The 18533-nt window shown below is 69.0% G+C and carries 13 protein-coding genes; 6 read left to right on the top strand and 7 right to left on the bottom strand.

Features of this window, described 5'->3' with window-relative positions:
- Nucleotides 1-184: 184 nt before the first annotated feature.
- Complete coding sequence (locus C8263_RS06905) at nucleotides 185-1201, top strand: GGDEF domain-containing protein (RefSeq protein ID WP_107137394.1); 1017 nt, start codon at nucleotides 185-187, stop codon at nucleotides 1199-1201.
- A gap of 768 nt (nucleotides 1202-1969) precedes the next feature.
- Here C8263_RS06905 and C8263_RS19810 read toward each other — a convergent pair.
- Nucleotides 1970-4540, bottom strand: a complete 2571-nt coding sequence (locus C8263_RS19810) for a YhgE/Pip domain-containing protein (RefSeq protein ID WP_269845130.1) — start codon at nucleotides 4538-4540, stop codon at nucleotides 1970-1972.
- Nucleotides 4541-4635: 95 nt separating this feature from the next.
- Between C8263_RS19810 and C8263_RS06895 the strand changes: the two genes are divergently transcribed.
- Both C8263_RS06895 and C8263_RS06890 read left to right on the top strand, forming a co-directional pair.
- Nucleotides 4636-5238, top strand: a complete 603-nt coding sequence (locus C8263_RS06895) for a TetR/AcrR family transcriptional regulator (protein ID WP_107137392.1) — start codon at nucleotides 4636-4638, stop codon at nucleotides 5236-5238.
- Between the two features lie 567 nt (nucleotides 5239-5805).
- Nucleotides 5806-8271, top strand: a complete 2466-nt coding sequence (locus C8263_RS06890) for a putative bifunctional diguanylate cyclase/phosphodiesterase (protein WP_158263760.1) — start codon at nucleotides 5806-5808, stop codon at nucleotides 8269-8271.
- A 122-nt stretch (nucleotides 8272-8393) separates the two neighbouring features.
- Here the strand turns inward: C8263_RS06890 and C8263_RS18875 are convergent, their stop codons facing one another.
- From C8263_RS18875 to C8263_RS06870, 6 genes are all read right to left on the bottom strand, one after another.
- Nucleotides 8394-8930 (bottom strand): hypothetical protein, encoded by a 537-nt coding sequence (locus tag C8263_RS18875; protein WP_146160616.1) that lies wholly within the window; start codon nucleotides 8928-8930, stop codon nucleotides 8394-8396.
- Nucleotides 8927-11383: an eCIS core domain-containing protein gene (locus C8263_RS06885; RefSeq protein ID WP_233218689.1), complete on the bottom strand. Its 2457-nt coding sequence runs from the start codon at nucleotides 11381-11383 to the stop codon at nucleotides 8927-8929. Before C8263_RS06885 ends, C8263_RS18875 begins: the two co-directional genes overlap by 4 nt.
- Nucleotides 11341-12042 (bottom strand): hypothetical protein, encoded by a 702-nt coding sequence (locus C8263_RS19605; protein ID WP_233218688.1) that lies wholly within the window; start codon nucleotides 12040-12042, stop codon nucleotides 11341-11343. The genes C8263_RS06885 and C8263_RS19605 overlap by 43 nt, the downstream gene beginning before the upstream one ends.
- A 137-nt stretch (nucleotides 12043-12179) precedes the next feature.
- Entirely contained in the window at nucleotides 12180-12467 is a 288-nt protein-coding gene (locus C8263_RS06880; RefSeq protein WP_107137390.1) for a PAAR domain-containing protein, read from the bottom strand.
- A gap of 432 nt (nucleotides 12468-12899) precedes the next feature.
- Entirely contained in the window at nucleotides 12900-13739 is an 840-nt protein-coding gene (locus tag C8263_RS06875; protein ID WP_107137489.1) for an alpha/beta fold hydrolase, read from the bottom strand.
- A gap of 34 nt (nucleotides 13740-13773) precedes the next feature.
- Nucleotides 13774-14997 (bottom strand): polysaccharide lyase domain-containing protein, encoded by a 1224-nt coding sequence (locus C8263_RS06870; RefSeq protein ID WP_158263759.1) that lies wholly within the window; start codon nucleotides 14995-14997, stop codon nucleotides 13774-13776.
- A gap of 292 nt (nucleotides 14998-15289) precedes the next feature.
- Here C8263_RS06870 and C8263_RS06865 point away from each other — a divergent pair, with 292 nt between their 5' ends.
- The 3 genes from C8263_RS06865 (at nucleotide 15290) to C8263_RS06855 (ending at nucleotide 18533) form a co-directional block, all read left to right on the top strand.
- The gene (locus tag C8263_RS06865; protein ID WP_107137388.1) at nucleotides 15290-15883 is read left to right on the top strand and encodes a TetR/AcrR family transcriptional regulator; all 594 of its coding nucleotides are present in this window, start codon (nucleotides 15290-15292) and stop codon (nucleotides 15881-15883) included.
- 134 nt (nucleotides 15884-16017) lie between these two features.
- A complete protein-coding gene (locus C8263_RS06860; protein ID WP_233218687.1) occupies nucleotides 16018-17487 on the top strand; it encodes a TolC family protein in 1470 nt (489 codons plus the stop codon).
- The gene (locus C8263_RS06855) at nucleotides 17484-18533 is read left to right on the top strand and encodes a TolC family protein (RefSeq protein ID WP_107137386.1); all 1050 of its coding nucleotides are present in this window, start codon (nucleotides 17484-17486) and stop codon (nucleotides 18531-18533) included. The genes C8263_RS06860 and C8263_RS06855 overlap by 4 nt, the downstream gene beginning before the upstream one ends.

Below are 18533 nucleotides of genomic sequence, written 5' to 3'. Positions count from 1 at the left end.
CAGCGTCAAACTGACTGATTCCTAAAAACGGTCTTGGTCCTGTCGCCACCTGTGTATCAGGCGGGGCGCCCACACTGTGGCCTACCGGGGACAGGTTCGCGCCGGCCCCTGCATCTGGATGCTGTCTGCCGCCCGCCTGGGTTTCTGGCCCGGGGCCGTTTCTTCCTGATTGCCAGAGGCCACCATGTCGCTTCCCTCTCATTCGCCGCGCAGCCGACTTCAGCGTTCCCTGTGCCTGCTGCTGACCACCCTGCCGCTGCTGACCCTGCTGCTGGGCCTCCTGGGCGGCTCTCATGCCAATGCTCCGCAGGCCGCCGTGTTTCTGGGGCTCCTGGGCCTGACGGCCGCGCTGAATCACCGCTGGTGTGGCTGGGGCAGCGTTCTGTTTCTGCTGGTCACGCCGCTGTGGCTGGTGTGGTTTTTGCAGGTGCCGGGTTTCGGCACGACCTTTCTGCCGGGGGTCACCGGCTACGGCGCCGTGCTGATGTTGCTGAGTGCCTTTTGCGCAGTGTGGTTTCCGGTGCGCGGCGTGGCGCTGTTTCTGCTGTACGGCACGGCGGTGGCGGCCCTGGGGTTTCCGCGCAGCGCCCTGGACTGGATGGGCATGGCCTGGTTTCTGCTGGTGGCGCTGCTGGTGGGCAGCGTGCTGGCGTGGCTGCTGGGCTGCACCGATCAGATGGTCCGGCAACTGGGCAGCGCCGCGCGGCGTGACGTGCTGACCGGCCTGGGCAACCGGCGGGCCTTTGAAGAAGCCCTGCAGGCCGCCTGGACCCGCCGCCCGGGGCCCCTGACCCTGGCGCTGATTGACGTGGACGGCCTGAAAGCGGTGAACGACGCCTGCGGCCACGCCGCCGGGGACCGGGTGCTGCAGCTGTTCGCCCAGGGGCTGCGCGCCCACCTGCCCGCCACACACGGCCTGTACCGCATTGGCGGCGACGAATACGTGGCCCTGTGCAGCAGGCACGGCGCTGAGGCCCTGCAGCGCGCGATAGAAGCGGCCACCGCGCATGTGCGTCAGGCAGGCTTTCCGCAGGTGGGCGCCAGCGTGGGCGTGGCCTGCAGCACCGAAACGGCGGCCCCGGAAGGGCTGCTGAGCCTGGCCGACGGGCGCATGTACCACCACAAGCGGCACAAGTACCCGGCCCGCAGCCGCCCCCGCACCCGTGGGCCCTGGGAGGAGCACCCTGCTTCGCTGGGGTAGGGGCCCGGCCAGCAGCCGAGGGCCTGGCGCATGGGGCCTCTTGGATGAACGCTCAGGTTCAGGGACGCGGCTGAAGGGACTGGATGAGGCGAGTTCGTTTACCGGCTTGCCCCACCCCCCAGCCCTCTCCTCCAGAGGGGCAGGGGGAGCAGCGCGGCGCCAGGCAACGTTGACTGACGGTGTAGAGCCGCCAACCTCCGCCCCCGCACCGTACGCCGTGGCCCTTCTCCGCCCATCACCCCACGCCCGCGCGCTGCGCGCCAAGGAGCAAGTGAGCCTATGTCACCAAATCAAGATGAGTGACTCGCAGAGCTGCCCCGCAGAGGGGCCGCCCCCGAATGGGTGGGGCCACGTTCGACGGCTTCCGTTGCTTGCCCCCTGGATGTGCAGGACAGGGACGCTTAACGCGCGAGGTGCTCCTTATTGAAAGGCAGCTTCGGCCTTTGCCCACTGTGGTCTTTTAAGGAGAACCTACTGGGCTTCACCAAGCCTTCTTGCCCCAGCACCGCCCGGGTCCAGACGAGGCCGTCGTGCCCGCAGGGCGCGGGCCATTGCGATGGGCGGCAGGATGGCGTCGAAGCCGGATACGTGAGCGAGTCGAGCAAGCTCGCCAACGCCAGTAGAAACTCTTGCCCAGCGCAGCGCTGCTCCCCCTGCCCCTTTGGGGGAGGGGGCTGGGGGGTGGGGCAAGCCGGCAAACGAACTCGCCCATCGTCCTTCCCTGAAGGAAGCGTGGCCCATTCCCCCAACCTCAAGCCGAAACCCGCCTCACCCCACATCCATAACAATAGGCGAGCGAAACTGATCGTCCGGCGTGAACTGCCAGCGCCAGCGCGCCACCAGGGCCAGCCCCACCGCCAGCAGCGCCACCAGCAGAATGCGCCCCACAAATGCCAGATACTGGCCCTCATAGGCCCCAAACATGGCCGCGCGCAGGGCCTGCACCACATCGGTCACGGGCATGGCGGCGTGAATGGCCCGGAAGAAGCCCGGGGCCAGTTCCACCGGATAACTGCCGCCCGAGGCCCCCAGCTGCACCACCAGCAGCACCAGCGCCAGCAGGCGCCCCGCCGCGCCCAGCAGCAGGTTCAGGGCCAGAATCAGCGCCATAAAGGTCAGGCTGGCCAGCACCGTGGTCAGCACCACCAGCCCCGGCTGCCCGTAGGGCACGCCCAGCCACGCCAGCCCGCCCACCAGCAGCAGCGCCTGCACAGTCACGTAGCCCGCCGGCAGGGCGAATTTGCGCAGCACCCGGGCCCGCTGGCGGGTGCCGCGCCCGCTTTCGGGCAGCAGCAGGTAGGGAAAGATAAAGGTGGTCATGGTGGCGCCCACCCACAGGCCCAGCGCCATGAAATAGGGCGCAAAGGCCGCGCCGTTGCTGGGCACCTCGGCTGCCACGGTTTCCACAACCACAGCGCTGGCGGCGAGGCCCTGGGGATCACCACTCAGGGCTTCCGTGCGGCGGGGCAGCCGGCGCTGCACCTCGGCCAGTCCCGCGCGCAGCCCGGCGGCGCCCGCCTGCAGGTCGCGCGTTCCCTGGGTCAGCTGCGCCGCGCCGCCGGACAGCGCGCCCAGGCCAGCAGCCAGTTCGTCTGTCTTGCGGGCCAGGGTCTGTGCACCGCCCTGCAGCTCCTTCAGGTCCTGTGGGGGCGGCAGCTTGGTGGTCGCCGTTTTCAGTGCGGCCTTCAGTTGCAGGTTGCCCGCCACCAGGGTCTGCACGCCGCTTTGCAGGCGCCGGGCCCCAGTCGCCACGGTCCGGGCGCCGGCCGCTGCCTCGGCGGTCTTGCCGGCCAGGGTCGCGGCCCCGGTCTGCAGCCCGGCCGCGCCCGTCTGCAGCGCCCGGGTGCCAGCGGCCAGGGTCTGGGCCCCCTGGGCAGCAGGACCGGCCCCGGCGGCGGCCTCCGCCAGCTTCCCGGTGAGGGTAGCGGCGCCCTGCGCCACGGTCTGGGCCCCGCTGGCCGCCGCCTCGGCCCCGGTGGCCAGCGCGCCGGCCCCCTTCACGGCCGCCGCAGTGCCTGCTTGGGCCTCGCGCAGCCCACGGGCCAGCGCCGCCGCGCCGCTACTCAGGCGCTCGGCGCGGCCGGTCAGGGCTTCCACCTGGGTCTGGCGGGCGCCCGCCGCCACGGTGCCGGCCCCGGCCTGCAGCTCGGCCGCGCCGCCGGCCAGTTCGCCCAGGCCTGCGTGCAGGGTGGGCAGCTCCCCGGCCAGGGCCTGGGCACCGGCCGCCACCTCCGCGTTGCCCCGGGCCAGGGCCGCCGCGCCCTGGGCCAGCTGCCCCGCCCCGGTGTGCAGGGTTCCCAGGCCGCTGCCCAGGGCCGGCAACTTCTGCGCCAGCTGCGCGGCGCCGCCCTGCACCTGTTCGGCGCCCTCCGCCAGCCGACCGGCACCCGCCGTCAGCTGGGCCGCGCCCTGACCCAGGGCCCCCAGGCCCCCGGCCAGCTGCCCCGCACCGCTGCTCAGGGCCGCCGCGCCCTGCTGCAGGGGGGCCAGTTGCGCGCGCCCAGGGGCCGCCGCTTCCAGCTGCCGCAGCCCCTGGCTCAGCCGGGCGCTGCCGCTGGTCAGCGTGGTCACGCCCCCGGAAAGCCGCCCGGCCCCGGCCGCCAGCGCCTGTGCTCCCTGCTGGGCCGTGTCCAGACCCCGGTTCAGCGTCTCGGCGCCGCTGCTCAGCGTGCCGGCGCCGGCTTCCAGGCGGCTGGCGCCGGCACGTAGCCTACCGGTGGCCACCCGCAGGTCCTCGAAGCCCCGCTGCATATCTCTCAAGGAGCGCTGCACCACTTCCCAGCGGTGGCCGCCCAGCCTTTCGTTCAGGCGCGTGGCGATCTCCTGGGCCACCGTGCGGCCCACCCGGCTGGCGAAATAGCTGCTGCCCGGCGCGGTGTACAGGTGCAGCTGCCCCTGCTGGCGGCTGTCGCCGGCCACGGCCCTCTGGCTGAAATCACGCGGCAGGGTCAGGGCAAAGTACACCTCGCCCCGGCGCACGGCCGCCTGCGCCGCCGCCTCGCTGGGGTAGGCGATCAGCCGCACTGGCGGGTCCTGGCGCAATTCCCGCACCACGTCGCGGCCCAGCAGGTGGCGCTGGCCCCGCAGGGTCGCGCCCTGATCCGCGTTCACCAGCGCCACCGGCAGCTCGGTCAGGCGGCCGTAGGGGTCCCACACACTGGCCAGATAGGTGCCGGCATACACCAGCGGAATAAAGGCAATCGCCAGGGCCGCCACCCACATCAGTGGAAAGCGCCACAGCGCGCGTTCGCTGGGGGTGAGGCGGCGGTAGTCGGCCCACACGCCGCCTCTGGGGGCGGCTGGATCGGGCGGGGCAGGGGTCATGGCAGCGTGGGACATAGGAGGAACTGACACTCTGTCAGCATCTGTCATCATGCCCATATATCTGACACTTTGTCAAATAACAGACTGTCAGAATACGTTACACTCGGCCCATGCCCACCGCCGATTCCCGCAAACGCCTGCCGTCGGCCGACCGCCGCCAGCAGATTCTGGACACCGCCGCCGCGCTGTTTGTAGAGCGCGGCTTCGAGGCGGTGGGCATGGGTGATCTGGCCGCCGCGCTGGGCACCTCGCGGGCCACGGTCTACAGCTACTTTTCCTCGCCGGAGGGCATTCTGGACGCGCTGCTGGGCGAGCGCCTGCTGCAGTTGCTGGGCCGCCTGGAACCGCTGCTGGCGCATCTGCCCCGCCCAGGGCCGGGCAGTCCGGGCCTGATTGAGCCGGTGTTTCAGTTCCTGCTGGCCGAACGCGACACCCTGGCCCTGCTGCACAGTGGCGGGGGCCCCTCGTTTCATGCGCGTCAGACGCACTTTCTCTCGGAGGTCGCGCGCCGCCTGCCGCTGGACCCGGCCACGCCCGGCCACGGCCACGCCACGCTGCTGCTGATCGTGACCACGCTGCTGGGTGCCCTGGCCCACCGCGCCATCAGCGACCCGGCCCTGAACCCGGACGAACTGGCCCGCACCCTGGGCGCGTTCGTGCGCGGCGGCGTGCTGGCGGCGGCCAGCGAGATGCCCGGCGCTGAACAGGAGTAGGGCTTCCGAACAGTTCTGTCATGTGTAACAGAATTGTTCCGACCAGAGGGACTCGCAGAGCGGCGGAGCAGAACAGGAATAGAGCAGGAGCAGAGACGGATGTCCGGGCATTGGACCGCCCCCAGCCGAAGACGGGGAACATCCCCCTTCTTCCCGGAGGTGACGAAACTGGCCGTCCGTATCAGCGCCCCTCTCCCCTGCTGCGGCGCTGCCCGGTGAGGTCCAGTCCAGTGTGGAAGCGGCGCGAGGACACCCTGTTCCCGGGCCTGCCTGAGCGGTCCACCCTGCCCTGACCCAACCGGCGCCGGGGCTCCCGTCCTGGGGAGGCTGGGGCCCTGAACCGGCGGCTCGCCGGCACGAACCCGCAGCATGGGACCGGCGCGCCGCCGGCATTGGCCAGTCCGGCGGCCAGGGACTGCGCGGGGCCAGCGCCAGCGCTGCCGGGGGGCCAGGCGCAGCGGGGGCGCACGCAGTTACGCGGCTGTTCCCCCGCCCGCCGGCTGGAGTAAGGTGAAGCTCACTCCTGTTTGTTCAGCCCACGTTGCTTCTGGTGTCCGAGGTCAGCTCATGCCACTGTCCCCGCCTCCCTCGCCCAGCCGTATTCCTGCCCCGGTGCCGGGGCGCGTCGCCTTTGCCCTGTGTGCGCTGCTGCTGGGGCTGCACGCCCTGTGGGTGGCCTTTCCCCAGGGCGACGCCCTGACCCGGCTGTGGGTCAGCAGCCTGATCTACATTCCCACCTTCGTCTTTGCGGGCCTGAGCTGCATCTGGAACGCCCGGCGCCACGCCCACGAACGGGCGGCGTGGCGCACGCTGGGCGCGGGGCTGCTCTCGTTTGGGGCAGGCCAGATCCTGTACGCCTATCTGCTGCTGGTGCGCCAGGACCCGCCGTTTCCCTCGGTGGCTGACATTGGCTTTCTGCTGGCGCTGGCGCTGTACGCCTGGGGCTTCCTGCGCTTCGAGCACGCGGCGCTGACCCGCTGGGACACCCTGCGCCTGGGGGTAGACGTGGCCATCATCATGGCCGCCGTGGGGGTGTACGCGTGGCACTTCGTGCTGCGGGGCGTGCTGGCTGCGTATGCCGGAGAGCCGCTGGCCGCCGTGATCGGCCTGACCTATCCGGTGGGCGACCTGCTGCTGCTGAGCATCCTGCTGCTGATCTCGCTGCGCGGCGGCGCCTGCCCGGGGCCCCGGGAAACGCTGCTGGCGGCCGGATTGCTGGCGCTGATCGTGGCGGATCAGGCATTTATCGTGCTGGGCGCCGCCGGCACCTACCAGGAAGGGTCGTGGCCAGACGTGTTCTGGGCGCTGGGGGCCACCCTGTTTGCCGCCGCGTCCTTCCGCCCGGCGCAGGACCACGCCCTGTTCGCCCCGCTGGCCGCCCTGCACCGCGCCGCGCTGTTCCTGCCCTACGTGGCCCTGGCGGCGGCCTTTGCGCTGCTGGTGGCCACGCAGGGGGGGCCGGGCGGGCAGGGGGTGCTGTGGGGCACGGTGCTGGTCACGGCGCTGGTCGTGGTGCGGCAGGTGCTGGCCTTTGTGGACAATGCCCGCCTGACCGCCCAGTTGCGCCAGCTGTCCGGCGAACTGGAAGGCCGGGTGCAGCGCCGCACCGCCGAACTGAACCGCGCCAACGCCGCGCTGCGCGAGCTGACCGGCGACCTGGAACAGAAGGTGCGCGAACGCACCGCCGAACTGGAAGCCAGTCAGGCCCGGCTGGCCCACCAGGCCCAGCATGACGTGCTGACTGGCCTGCCCAACCGCGCGCTGTTTCAGGACCGCCTGGAGCGCGGCATTGCCACCGCTGTGCGCGAACGGCGCAGGGTGGCGGTGCTGTTTATAGACCTGGACGGCTTCAAGGCCGTGAACGACACCCTGGGCCACGCGGCGGGCGACGAACTGCTGCGCGAGGTGGCCGCGCGGCTGCAAGACAGCGTGCGCCGCAACGACACCGTGGCCCGGCTGGGCGGCGACGAGTTCACGGTGATGCTGCTGAGCATTCACAGCGCCCAGGACGCCGCGCTGGTGGCGGCCAAGATTCTGGAGCGGCTGCGCCAGCCCATCGCCCTGGGGGGCGCGCAGGCCCACGTAACCGGCTCCATTGGGGTTAGCCTGTACCCGGACGACGGCGCCGACGCCCAGGACCTGCAGCGCTTTGCCGACCTTGCCATGTACCGCGCCAAGCAGGGCGGCAAGAACAACGTCACCTTCTACGCGCCGGAGATGAACGCGGCGGGCACCGCCCGCTCCAGCATGGAGCTGGGCCTGCGCGGCGCCCTGGAAGGGGGTGAACTGCGCGTGGTGTATCAGCCGCTGCACGACCTCTCGGGGCAGGTGCGCGGCGCCGAGGCCCTGCTGCGCTGGCAGAGTGCCGCGCTGGGCAACGTCTCGCCCGCCACCTTCATTCCGGTGGCCGAGGACACGGGGCTGATTATTCCCATCGGCACCTTCGTGCTGAATGAGGCCTGCCGCCAGCTGGCCGCGTGGCGAGAGGACGGACGGGCCCTGGAGCGCATCAGCGTGAATGTTTCTCCGGCGCAGTTTGTGCAGGGCGACTTCGTGGATGTGGTGCGCCGGGCGCTGCAAACGTGGCGCCTGCAGGGCCGCGACCTGGAACTGGAGCTGACCGAGCGCATGATCCTGCGCGATGTCAAGGGCGTGGCGCGCAAGATGGCCGAACTGCGCGCCATGGGCGTGCGCCTGAGCATTGACGATTTCGGCACCGGCAACTCGGCCCTGAACTACCTGATGACCCTGCCGGTCACGACGCTGAAGGTAGACCGCACCTTCGTGCAGGCGCTGGAAGATTCGCCGGGCGCCTACCGCATTGTGCAGGCGATTGTGGCGCTGGGCCACGCCCTGGGGCTGGACGTGGTGGCTGAGGGCGTGGAGACACCCGCCCAGCTGCTGCAGGTGCGCGACCTGGGCGTGGAGCGTACCCAGGGCTTTTTGCTGGGCCGCCCCGGTCCCCCTGAGGAGCTGAACTGGGAGGGGACTGGAGAGGGGGGTAAGGAGAAAGGTGGGGATCACTGGGCCTGAGCAGCCGGGGTTCAGGTGCCTGTGTTCATGAAGGTTGACCGGTAGGACGGCGCACCCTTCCGAAATTTCGGCGCCGTCTTTAGCGCGCGCATTCGATCGACGTAATCAGATAGCTGTTGCCATCAAGACGCAGAGCGGGCTGCTGTCACGGCAGCGACATACAGCTGCACAATCTGGGTTAGCGGTTCCGCGTCTAGGGTTTCGTAGATGACATAGTTCTCGGTTTTCTTTAGTTTCAGAAAAATGTCATCAAATATCCCGGGATCGAAATATTGCTTAAGACCATAAAGTCCATTCCCATGACCCAACATCGGTGAGGGACGGGCACCACACATCAGCCACCCTTCCACAGCTTTTGAGGTAGCAAGGCCAAGGGGCTTATAGTGCTCTAGGACCTCTTCCTGGTCGTCCCCCAGGTAACCGAAAATAATTGTTCTTGCCATTGTTTCCGGCGGGATTGATGCCAGCTTATCGTGGAGTTCTGTGGGTCGGATATACAGCGTAACCAGAATAATGATGGAATCATCCGCGTCGATAGATCCTCTTATGTCCTCATGGAATCGGCACTCTAGCCCCAAACCTTCCCTTAATGGCTGTTCCAAGTCGGTGTATATACCTTGCACAGGTTTTTTAAAAACAATTGTGTATTTCTGTGTCATTTGGTTGATCCTAGGGGTAACGCTGTCTGGCCTTCCGGTAATCCTTTGAGTTTCAGCTCAATATTGAAGTCGATCAGCATGCGGTCTCTTCTGCTCAGGCCGTATTTCTTAAGCAGATCATCATGTATCTGCTTAAGTGCGGGGTTCCGCCGCTCATAAAAAGCCATATAATCACCTACTTCCTCAAGTTGGCCGCCAGAGACATCGGCGCTAACAATCTCATGTCCTGATTGGATCATTGTCGTTTCGGCATAAGCCACGGAGTGCGATTGCAAGACGCTTTTATTCAAGGGTATTCCTTGGCGCTTCTTACTCTCCATAAAAAGAATTGTTTCAAAATTCTGAATAGTGCTCATTTTTAGCGTTTTAAGTGAACCATAGCCAATCCCAAGTCGCTTCATCTGATACATCGAGACGTAGGCAACCGTCGGGACGCCCTTACCTGCCGCGAGCTCACCGCTTGCTGATGGGATCCAGGAGGGGAGATCTTGCAGGAAGGCAACGTCAAAGATCAACTGGACTGAAGACGCAGCATACTTTCTCGTAAAAGTCCCACTCTGTCCTTTAGGCCCAGTAACGACCGTTGTAATGGACTTAGCGTCGACGCCAAATACGACGTTGTCTTTAAACTTCCATCCCTGAGGCGGATTGGCAACATCCAGCCCCTTATATAGTCCTGCAACAGGCGCACGGACCCGCCCACCTCCCTGAGCAGCCCCTCCTACAGCATTACCAACCGAACGCAGCACCTGGCCCAGACTGATTTTCCTATTCGGCTCAACGGGAACAGGGATGCTTATGCCACCTATACCAGCAGCAGCTCGCTGAGGCTGAAACCCAGGTGGGGGCCACTGGATCTGCACCTTGTCGAGGGCCTGCATGGCTTTCTGGCCGGCCTGACCGATCCACTTGAACTTGCCCCCCAGGAACGAGGCCACCTTCCCGGCCTTGGCGGCCTTGAGCACCAGGCCCGCAATCGGGATGAAGGTCATCAGGATCTCGGTCACGGCGTAGCCGATCACACGGCCCCGGAAGGTCCACGCACTCAGGGGATTCTGGTTGTTCCAGCCGGCCTTGAAGTCTGCAATGAGCAGCTCAGCGATCTGCTTCAGGCCGCCCCCCGCCAGGAAGGCGTAGATCTCCCCGATTTTGGCCAGCAGGTGGCCCTGCAGCGCGGTCTGAATGACGCCGTAGATCGCCTTGACGATGGTCAGGGGCAGCTTCACCAGCTCAACCAGCCCCACCAGGGCGTCCCAGATGCTTTGCAGCACCCCCAGCTGCATCCCCGTCATGAACGAGCCGGTGTACAGGGCCTGTTCGCCGGCCGTGCCGAAAGTCTGTTTCGTGGTCTCCAGCACGCCCTTGGTGAAGCTGCCGCTGTACGCCTTGATGTCGGCTGCGCCCTTGGGGCTCGGCAACCAGAAGGGCACGTCTTCCTGCAGCTGGACGCCATTGGCATCGCGTCCAGCGGTCATGGCGGTGATGGCAGATTCAAAAGCCCCTTCCAGGAAGCTTTTGTACTTGGGATTGGTGACTTTGAAGGCGCTGGGCTGGTTCACCGCCCGCAGCACGTTGGTGAAGTACCGGGCATCTTCGCCAAACTCGGCGGCGCCATATTGGGCGGTCACCACCTTGAAAATGCCCTCGCCTTTTCTGGGCACGTAGAACTTCAGGTTGGCGTCCTCGGCCAGCCTGGGCGGCGGAATCTTGAGGTGACTAGCGGCCACCCAGCCCTGCAGCCCTGAAGGCGTGCGCACGGCGTACAGGCCCTGCTTCGGGTCATGGCGAAGCAGCTGCAGGCGGGTGGTGTTCGGCACCTTGCCCAGGACCTTGCCTCCAGGCGTCTCGCGGAGAAACACGCCGCCGTCTTCGGTTTGCCACACGAAGGCGAAGGGGACCGGTGGCGCCTGACCGGCACTCAGGGTCTGGAGTAGCGCGGGAGTGGCCGTGGTGGGTGCGGCCCGCCGCTGCAGCGCCCCAGTACCCCGGGCTGCTGGGGTGGCTACTGGACGCAGACCCCGATCAGGGGACGCGAGTGGCCCCCGGGCCAGCCGGTGGCCCATCTGCCGGGCTTCCGCTTCAAGGCCGGCATCCGGGTCAATGCCAGGGCCGACCTTGCCCTGACTCTGCTGGACGGTATGCGTCACTTCATGCGCCAGCAGTTCCAGGCCACTCTGACTGTTCAGGTTGAACTGGCCGGCTTGGAAGAAGATGTCGCTGCCGGTGGTGAAGGCCAGGGCATTGACGCCTTTCGCCAACTGGTGGGCCTCTGGATCATCGTGAATGCGCACGCGGCTCAGGTCGTGGTTCAAGCCCTGTTCCAGATGGCGCTGAATGGCTTCGGGCAGAGGGTTCCCAGCACCCCGCCGGGCCTGGATGCGTTGAAAAACCGGCTGGGTGGCTTCGGCGTTCAGTTCCGCCAGCTGCCGTTGCAGGGCGGCTGCGCGCAGCACCTGATCAGCGTGGGCCTGCTGCTCGCTCTGCCTCTGCACGACACCACCGCGCGCTGCAGGGCCAGCCGCTCACCGGGGGGCACTAGGCCCAGCACGACCCGAGCGACCGGCGCGCTGAGCTCGTGGCGTTGCAGGGTGGCCAGATGCTCGCCGTAGGTGTCGTACCGGGCCTGTGCCGGGCCACGATCTGTTCTGAAGCCTTGCGCGAGGGTTTGGGCCACCTGCCGTTGCAGGGCTGCGTGCTGGGCAAACTGGCGCGAGTCCAGGCGCTGGCCTTCAACCTGCCCGGCGTGGCGTTGCATCACGGCCACCCAGTCGGCGGGATTCTGGGGACGGGCGGGTGGATCGGGGCTGGCCTCACGCTGCACGGTGGGGTCCGCCTGATCAGGGCGCACTGGCCCCAGGTCTGCCAGCTGGCGTTGCAGGGTCTGGCGCTGGTCATCAAGTCGGCTCACTTCTCCCGCGTGGAGTTCCAGGGCGCGCAGGGCTGGGGCTGCCTGTCGGCGCTGGAGTGCAGGGGCGTGCGAGGTGAAGCGGGTGAGATCGGCGCGCAGCTGGGCGTGACGTTGCAGGACCAGATCGAGAGGGGCAGAGCTGTGACGCTCAGCGGCTTGTTCTGGCGCCTTGCGGGTGGATGTGGGCTTGCGGGCGTACTCCATAGACCTCCCGGGATACGTGCCCCCATGATGCCAGCGAATGCGCCGGAAGGTGACCCGACGTGAGCTTGAATCCGCCGGCCTCGAAGGAGTGCGCAGCCTCCGCGTCTGCTGCTCCTTGGCCTGACCCCGCTTGTGGCTCAGCCCCCGATATTCACGGTGGGCGCCCCGGCCACGATCACGCCGCCGTGGGCGGTCATATCGCCCAGACGGGCAGCCGGCTTCTTGTTGATAAACACGGTGGCGCTGCCCCGGGCAATGGTGTCAGGCGGACCCGAACACACGCACATGTCACCCACACGGGCCGCCGGCATGCGGCCAATCATGACCGTGGGGCTGCCCATGTTGACTGGCCCGCCCACATGCGGCGATTTGCCGTCGTACAGGGGGCAGGTGTGGTTGTCACCAACGCGCGCAGCAGGGGGCATGGGGGCAGTGTACCCCGCTGCCTGGGGCCTGCCCAGCCGGTTTGCCGCCTCCACTACGCCCGGTTCTCTGCCACCGATCAGAGCAGGGTCGGGGCCAGGGCGCGCAGGGCCGTCCAGATGCAGCGCCCGAAATGCCTCAGCTGAACGGCCGCGCCTCTCAGCTGTCCACCATAAGTGCCTCGCCCCTCCCCCAGGCCAACGGTTCAGAAGGGCGCAGCAACGTGTCCATTCCCGGGCGAGGCACTTCGCTTCGCCACTCGCTCTGCGGCGCTGCTGTCCCCGCCCGCCCGGTTGATCGGGGGATCAATCAAGTGGAGCGAGTCTCGAAAAAAGGACGTTGCACCGGGCGTGGAGCCTTTTCGGTGCTCTCCTGAACAGTCGCACCATGAGGTGCAACGTACTGAGCTGCTCTGGGCAGGGCCAGCGCTGGTCCTACGCCCCAAGAAACTCGGTGATCAGGTTGTTCACCCGCAGAGGCTCGTCGCGCATGACCCAGTGACTGGCCCGGGGAAACCGCACCACGCGCACCCCGGGCACCCAGCGCTCCAGGCCGTCGGCCAGTTCGGGCAGCAGGGCCACGTCCCGGTCGCCCCACAGCACCAGCGTGGGCGCGCGCACCTCCAACGACCCGGTGTGGCCCTGCCCGGCCAGGCGCAGCGCCCGGTAATAGTTGAGCATGGCGGTCGCCGCGCCCGGCTGGTGCCACGCCTGCCGGTACAGCTGGCGGTCTTTGGCGGTATAGGCGGCCGGGTGAACGCCCCGCAGCGCCCACTGCCCAAAGCGGTCCAGCAGGCGCTCGGGCAGCCAGGGCAGCTGGAAGAACAGGATGTACCACGACCGCCGCCACTGCGCGGGCTGACGCATGGCCCGGCGGGCAGCGCCCGGGTGCGGCGCGTTCAGAATCACCAGTCTGTGCACCACCGCTGGCTGCCGGATGGCCAGCGCCCAGGCAATGACGCCGCCCCAGTCATGCCCCACCACATGCGCCCGCTCGTGGCCCAGGGCGCGAATCAGGTGGGCCACGTCCTGCTGCAGCGTGTGCAGCGCGTAAGCCTCCACGCCGGGCGGCTTCTCGCTGAGGTTGTAGCCCCGCAGGTCCGGCACGATCACCCGGAAGCCCGCGCGGGCCAGCGGGCCAATCTGCCGCTCCCAGGCCCGCCAGAACTCCGGGAAGCCGTGCAGCAGCAACACGGGTGGACCGCCCGCAGGCCCCGCTGCCACGTAGTGCAGCCGCACGTCCCCGGCCACGATGTGGTGGTGCGTGAGGCTCATCTGGGTCTGTTCGCTGGGCTGGGGTTCCACGGGCCTAGAAGGTGGGATTGGGCCGCGTAAAGGGCGCGGTGCGGTCGGTGCTGTCCAGCTGGCTACCGTCAATGCTGGCCACCGGACGGCCATCATCGCGCCAGAAGGTGTTGCGGCGCTCCGAGACAGGCGCGTCGGCCCAGAAGGCAAAAGTCTTGTTGGTCAGGCCGCTGGAGATCTGCCGCTCCCAGATTCGGTTGTCCTCGGCCACCAGAATCTGCGCCGAGCAGCCGTCAGAGCAGGTAATCCCCAGATCAGCCAGGTACGAGGTGTTGCGCCGCACCGACGTTCCCGGGTTGGCGCCCCAGGTGCTGCGGGCGCCGCGCAGCGTCACGAAGGCGCCGCCGGTCTGCACCGGCATGTACACATTGTCCTCAATGCGGTTGTTGCGGCTGGGCAGGTCCGGGGTGCCGCCCAGTTCCACAAAGGCCACGTCCTCGTGGGTTTCGTTGTGGTGAATCCAGTTGTTGCTGGACTGGTAGATCTCGACGCTGGCGCCGTCGCGGACATAATCCTCGCTGCAGGCGGTATTGCCTGTGAAGCGGTTGGCGGCGATCTCATTGTTGCTGCTGTTCACCAGGATGCCCCAGGCGCCGGAATCGTCGTCGCCGCCGGGGGTGTTCGTCTGCATCACCGAATTATTGAAGAAACTGCTGTTCAGCACCTTGTGAAAGCCCAGCGTGCCGTCGCCGCGCACCAGCATGGCGCCCGTCATGTAGCCGCGCGCCGAGACGCGGTTCAGGGTGTTGCGGGTGCCCCAGACCTCCCAGCCCACCAGCCAGCCCACCGGCTGGGCGGTGCAGCGCACGCCGCCCCCGGCCGCTGGCAGTGGATCGGCCACCAGCGCAATGTCCTGAAAGACCAGCCACGACCCCCGGATCTGCACCGTGGAATTCTGGCCACTCTGCCGGATGACAGGCGCCGCACCCGTGCCGTAGGCCCCGAAGGTGATGGGCGCCGCACTGGTGCCCGAGCGGGTGACCTGCAGGGCGGAGGTGGCGGTGGCCGGGAAGGTGCACCCCCGCTGCAGCAGCACCTGATCGCCTGGGTTCAGGGGCAGCCGGTTGATGTCGGCCAGGGTCCGGGGGCCACTGGTGGCGGTGCACGACACCCGGTAGGTCTGCGCCGCCTGCGCGCTCAGGTGGAGCTGACTGGCTGCGGGGGAGGGGCTGTGGCCGCAGGCGCTGAGGGCCAGCAGCGCGGCCCCCAGAAGAGTGACAGAGGGCATCCAGGCAGGGTGAAGGTGAGGGCGTGGACTCATGCAGCCCACCCTAAATGAATCCGGGTCAGCATAGGAACAGGTTTGCGCCGCAGAGGCGGGGGGTCAAGAGCAAAAGCGCTGTGCGAGACAGAAAAACGTGCTTCGTGTGCTGGCTTGAGTGTTTCTTGACAGACCGTCTGCTCAGGAGGAAGCGGTCCCTGCGTCCGGAGCCGGCGCCCCCACCACCTCACCCCCATGCCGCGCTTCTTTGTGCGCTGCCCGACAGACGCCGGGCGAGTAATTGAGTTTACACTCAGTTATGGCACGCCCCCGGCAGATTACCGATGAACAGATTGTGGCGGCGGCGCAGGAGGTCTTTCTGGAACAGGGTTTTGCGGCCACCACCGCTGCGATTGCCCGCCGCGCGGGGGTTTCTGAAGGCACGCTGTTTAACCGCTTTCCCACCAAGGAGGACCTGTTTGCGGCGGCCATTGGCCTGACCGACTACGGGCAGTGGCGCGCGGCGCTGCTTGCAGCGGTGGGCCAGGGCGAGGTGCGGCGCAACCTGGAGCGCGCCACCCTGAGCATGCTGCGCGAGGCCCAGGCCCTGGTGCCGCGCCTGACGGTGATGTTCTCGCGCGGGCACGACCCCAGCCACAACCCCATGATTGACCGCCTGGACGACCCCATGCGCGCCGATGCCCGGGCACTGACGGGTTACCTGCAGGGCGAGGTGGCCCTGGGGCGCGTGCGCCCGCTGGACGCCGAGGTGACGGCTCTGACGGTGGTGGGCGCCCTGACACATTTCATTCACCAGGAGCAGGTGATGCCGCCGCCTGGGCGCACCCCTGTGGACGCCGGGCGCTTCGTGCGCGGCCTGCTGGATGTGCTGTGGCCCGGCCTGGCCCCCTGAAGCCGGCGCGTGTGGGCAGTAATTGAGTGAAGACTCGAATACCCCAAAGGTCGGATGACCGCTGCCCCCTGCTCCCGTCACGCTGAACCCGTCTGTACCGCTTCGCCCCGTCCCACTTTCCCGCCGAGGTTGTTATGGTTCACCCCCGAAGTCGTCCCCGCCCGGCGCCGCTGCTTATGCTCTGCGCCGCGCTGGCCCTGTCCCTCTCTGTCGCACATGCGCAGAGCACGTCGCCTTCCCCGGCCGCCACGCCGCCACCGGCGCTGACCCCCGCCCCGCCCACCCTGACCCTGCCGGAGTTGCTGCTGGCCCTGCGCGCCTCGCCGGGCTGGCGGGGGGCAGACCTGAGCTATCAGGCCGCCGCCCTCGCGCTGCAAAGTGCCCGCACCCGCGCGGGCCTGAGCCTGAGCGCCGGGGCCGACGGTTCGCTGAGCCGCGTGCCCTGGAACGGCGGCGAGTGGAAGGGCGCGGCCACCGTGACCCTGAGTGCCAGCGTGGCCGTGCTGCCCTGGTCGCCGGCCCTGGAAGGGGTGCGCAGCGCCGAGCGGGCCCTGGGCGCGGCGGCCCTGGACCTGCGCGCCGCGCGGGCGGCCCAGACAGCGGCCCTCTTTCAGGCGCTGGGCGGCCTGCGCCGGGCCCAGGCAGGCCTGGAGGCCGCCCAGGCGGGCCGGACGTTGGCCGAGCGGGTGCTGGCCATCACCGAAGCCCAGCGGGCCGCGGGGCTGACCACAGACGCCGGCGTCCTGGACCGCCGCGCGGGTCTGGAAGCGGCGGTGGCGGGCCAGGAGAGTGCCGCACGCGCCGTCACCCAGGCGGCGCAGGCCCTGACCCGGCTGCTGGGCACGCCCGTGAGCGTGGGCGCCGGGGTGCTGAACCCCCCGCTGCCCGACCTGACCCCCGCCGGGGACCTGGAGACGCTGCTGGCCCGCGCCCTGCGCCAGCGCCCCGAGGTGGCCCGCGCCCAGGCAGCAGTGGCCGATGCCCAGGCCGGACTGGCCGCCGCCCGCCTGGACGCCCGGCTGCCCGACGTGAGCGCCAGCGTGCGCGCCGGGCAACTGGCCGACGCCCAGGGCGGCGGCGGGCGCACCGTGGGCGCCAGCCTGAACCTGAAAGCCGGCGTGCTGGGCGTGCAGGCCAGCGTGCCGCTGCGGGACACGGACTCGGCCGTGAGCGGCGTGGCCCTGTCGCTCAGCGCCGCGCTGCCGCTGCTGGGCCGCCCGCAGGCCGCCGCGCTGTCCCAGGCCGAACTGGGGCTGCAACAGGCCGAACTGGCGCTGGCCAGTGCCCGGCAGGCCACCGAGCTGGACGTGCGCACCCGCTTGAGTGCCCTGGAAGACGAGCGCGCCGCGCTGCCGGGGGCGCGCACCCGTGTCCAGTCGGCCGAAACAGCCCTGCAGAATGCCCGCGCCCGCCTGGACGCTGGCCTGGGCACCACGCTGGACCTGGCCCAGGCCGAACTGGCCCTGTTGCAGGCCCGCCACGCGCTGCAGGCCGCCCAGGACAGCGTGGCCCTAGCCGGTCTGGCCCTGGCACAGGCCACCGCCGACCTTGACCCCTTCCTGCCTACTCTCCCCGCCCCCCTGCCCACCGGAGGCCAACCATGACCCGTTCCCCCCTGCCCGCCCTGCGCCTGCTGCTCCCTCTGCTGCTCACCCTGGGCGGCGCCCACGCCCAGAGCGCCACCACCCTGACCCTGCCCTCGGCGGTGAGCCGCGCGCTGGCCCAGGGGGTGGACGTGACAAGCGCCCGCGCCAGCCTGCAAAAAGCCCAGGCCAACCTGCGCGCGGTGCGCGCCGACCCCACCAGCCTGATCACCACCCTCACCCAGGCCGAGCAGGAGGTGGCCGCCCAGACCGCCGCGCTGGACGCCGCCAAGCTGGGTGCGGCGCAGAGCGCCATCAGCGGCTACCTGTCGGCCTACGAGGGCGCTGCCCGGGTCACGCTGGCCGGCGCGCAGGTGGGCCTGAGCGAGCGCAACCTGAAAATTGCCCAGGCCCGGCTCGCCGCGCGCACCGCCACCGCCCTGGACGTGAGCCGCGCCCAGAACGCCCTGAACAGTGACCGCCAGGACCTCGCCAGCGCGCGGGCCACCCTGCCGGTGCTGGAAGCGGGGCTGGGGCGCACCCTGAACCTGCAGGGCGACCTGAAACTGAGTGCCCCGCCCGCCGCGCCCAAGCTGAGCGTGACGCTGGCCACGCTGCAGAGCGGGCTGGACAAACGCCTGCCCAGCCTCGTGCAGGCGGCGAACGGCGCCGCCTTTGCCGCGCTGCAGGTGCGCCTGGCCGACAACGATTACACCCCGGCCCGCACCCTGGACGACGCCCGGGTGGCCGCGCAGAACGCCCAGCGCAGCCTGGACGACGCCCTGCGCGCCGCCCAGACCGGCGTGCGCGACGCCTACCGCGCCGCCCAGGACGCCCAGGAGCGCGTGGCCCTGGCGCAAGGGGCCCTGCAGAACGCCCGCACCGCCCTGACCCAGGCGCAGGCCCGCCTGAAGGCCGGCACCGCTGCCGCCGTGGAGGTCCAGCAGGCCCAGCTGCAGGTCGCGCAGGCCGAATTCAGCCTCACCCAGGCGCAGGGCGGTGTGTGGCGGGCCCTCTCGGCGCTGGGACAGGCCAGCGGCGTGGACGTGACCGGGCTGGTGAACTGA

It is taken from the genome of Deinococcus arcticus (genome assembly GCF_003028415.1).
GTDB lineage: Bacteria > Deinococcota > Deinococci > Deinococcales > Deinococcaceae > Deinococcus > Deinococcus arcticus.
This window is presented reverse-complemented; position numbering and strand designations above follow the sequence as displayed.

Bases quoted from the DNA above. Each gene is read 5' to 3' on its own strand.
- C8263_RS06870 (WP_158263759.1), bottom strand. From the start codon at position 14,997: ATGCCCTCTGTCACTCTTCTGGGGGCCGCGCTGCTGGCCCTCAGCGCC.
- C8263_RS19605 (WP_233218688.1), bottom strand. From the start codon at position 12,042: ATGGAGTACGCCCGCAAGCCCACATCCACCCGCAAGGCGCCAGAACAA.
- C8263_RS06905 (WP_107137394.1), top strand. From the start codon at position 185: ATGTCGCTTCCCTCTCATTCGCCGCGCAGCCGACTTCAGCGTTCCCTG.
- C8263_RS06875 (WP_107137489.1), bottom strand. From the start codon at position 13,739: ATGAGCCTCACGCACCACCACATCGTGGCCGGGGACGTGCGGCTGCAC.
- C8263_RS06855 (WP_107137386.1), top strand. From the start codon at position 17,484: ATGACCCGTTCCCCCCTGCCCGCCCTGCGCCTGCTGCTCCCTCTGCTG.
- C8263_RS18875 (WP_146160616.1), bottom strand. From the start codon at position 8,930: ATGACACAGAAATACACAATTGTTTTTAAAAAACCTGTGCAAGGTATA.
- C8263_RS06860 (WP_233218687.1), top strand. From the start codon at position 16,018: ATGGTTCACCCCCGAAGTCGTCCCCGCCCGGCGCCGCTGCTTATGCTC.
- C8263_RS06895 (WP_107137392.1), top strand. From the start codon at position 4,636: ATGCCCACCGCCGATTCCCGCAAACGCCTGCCGTCGGCCGACCGCCGC.
- C8263_RS06865 (WP_107137388.1), top strand. From the start codon at position 15,290: ATGGCACGCCCCCGGCAGATTACCGATGAACAGATTGTGGCGGCGGCG.
- C8263_RS06880 (WP_107137390.1), bottom strand. From the start codon at position 12,467: ATGCCCCCTGCTGCGCGCGTTGGTGACAACCACACCTGCCCCCTGTAC.
- C8263_RS06890 (WP_158263760.1), top strand. From the start codon at position 5,806: ATGCCACTGTCCCCGCCTCCCTCGCCCAGCCGTATTCCTGCCCCGGTG.
- C8263_RS19810 (WP_269845130.1), bottom strand. From the start codon at position 4,540: ATGTCCCACGCTGCCATGACCCCTGCCCCGCCCGATCCAGCCGCCCCC.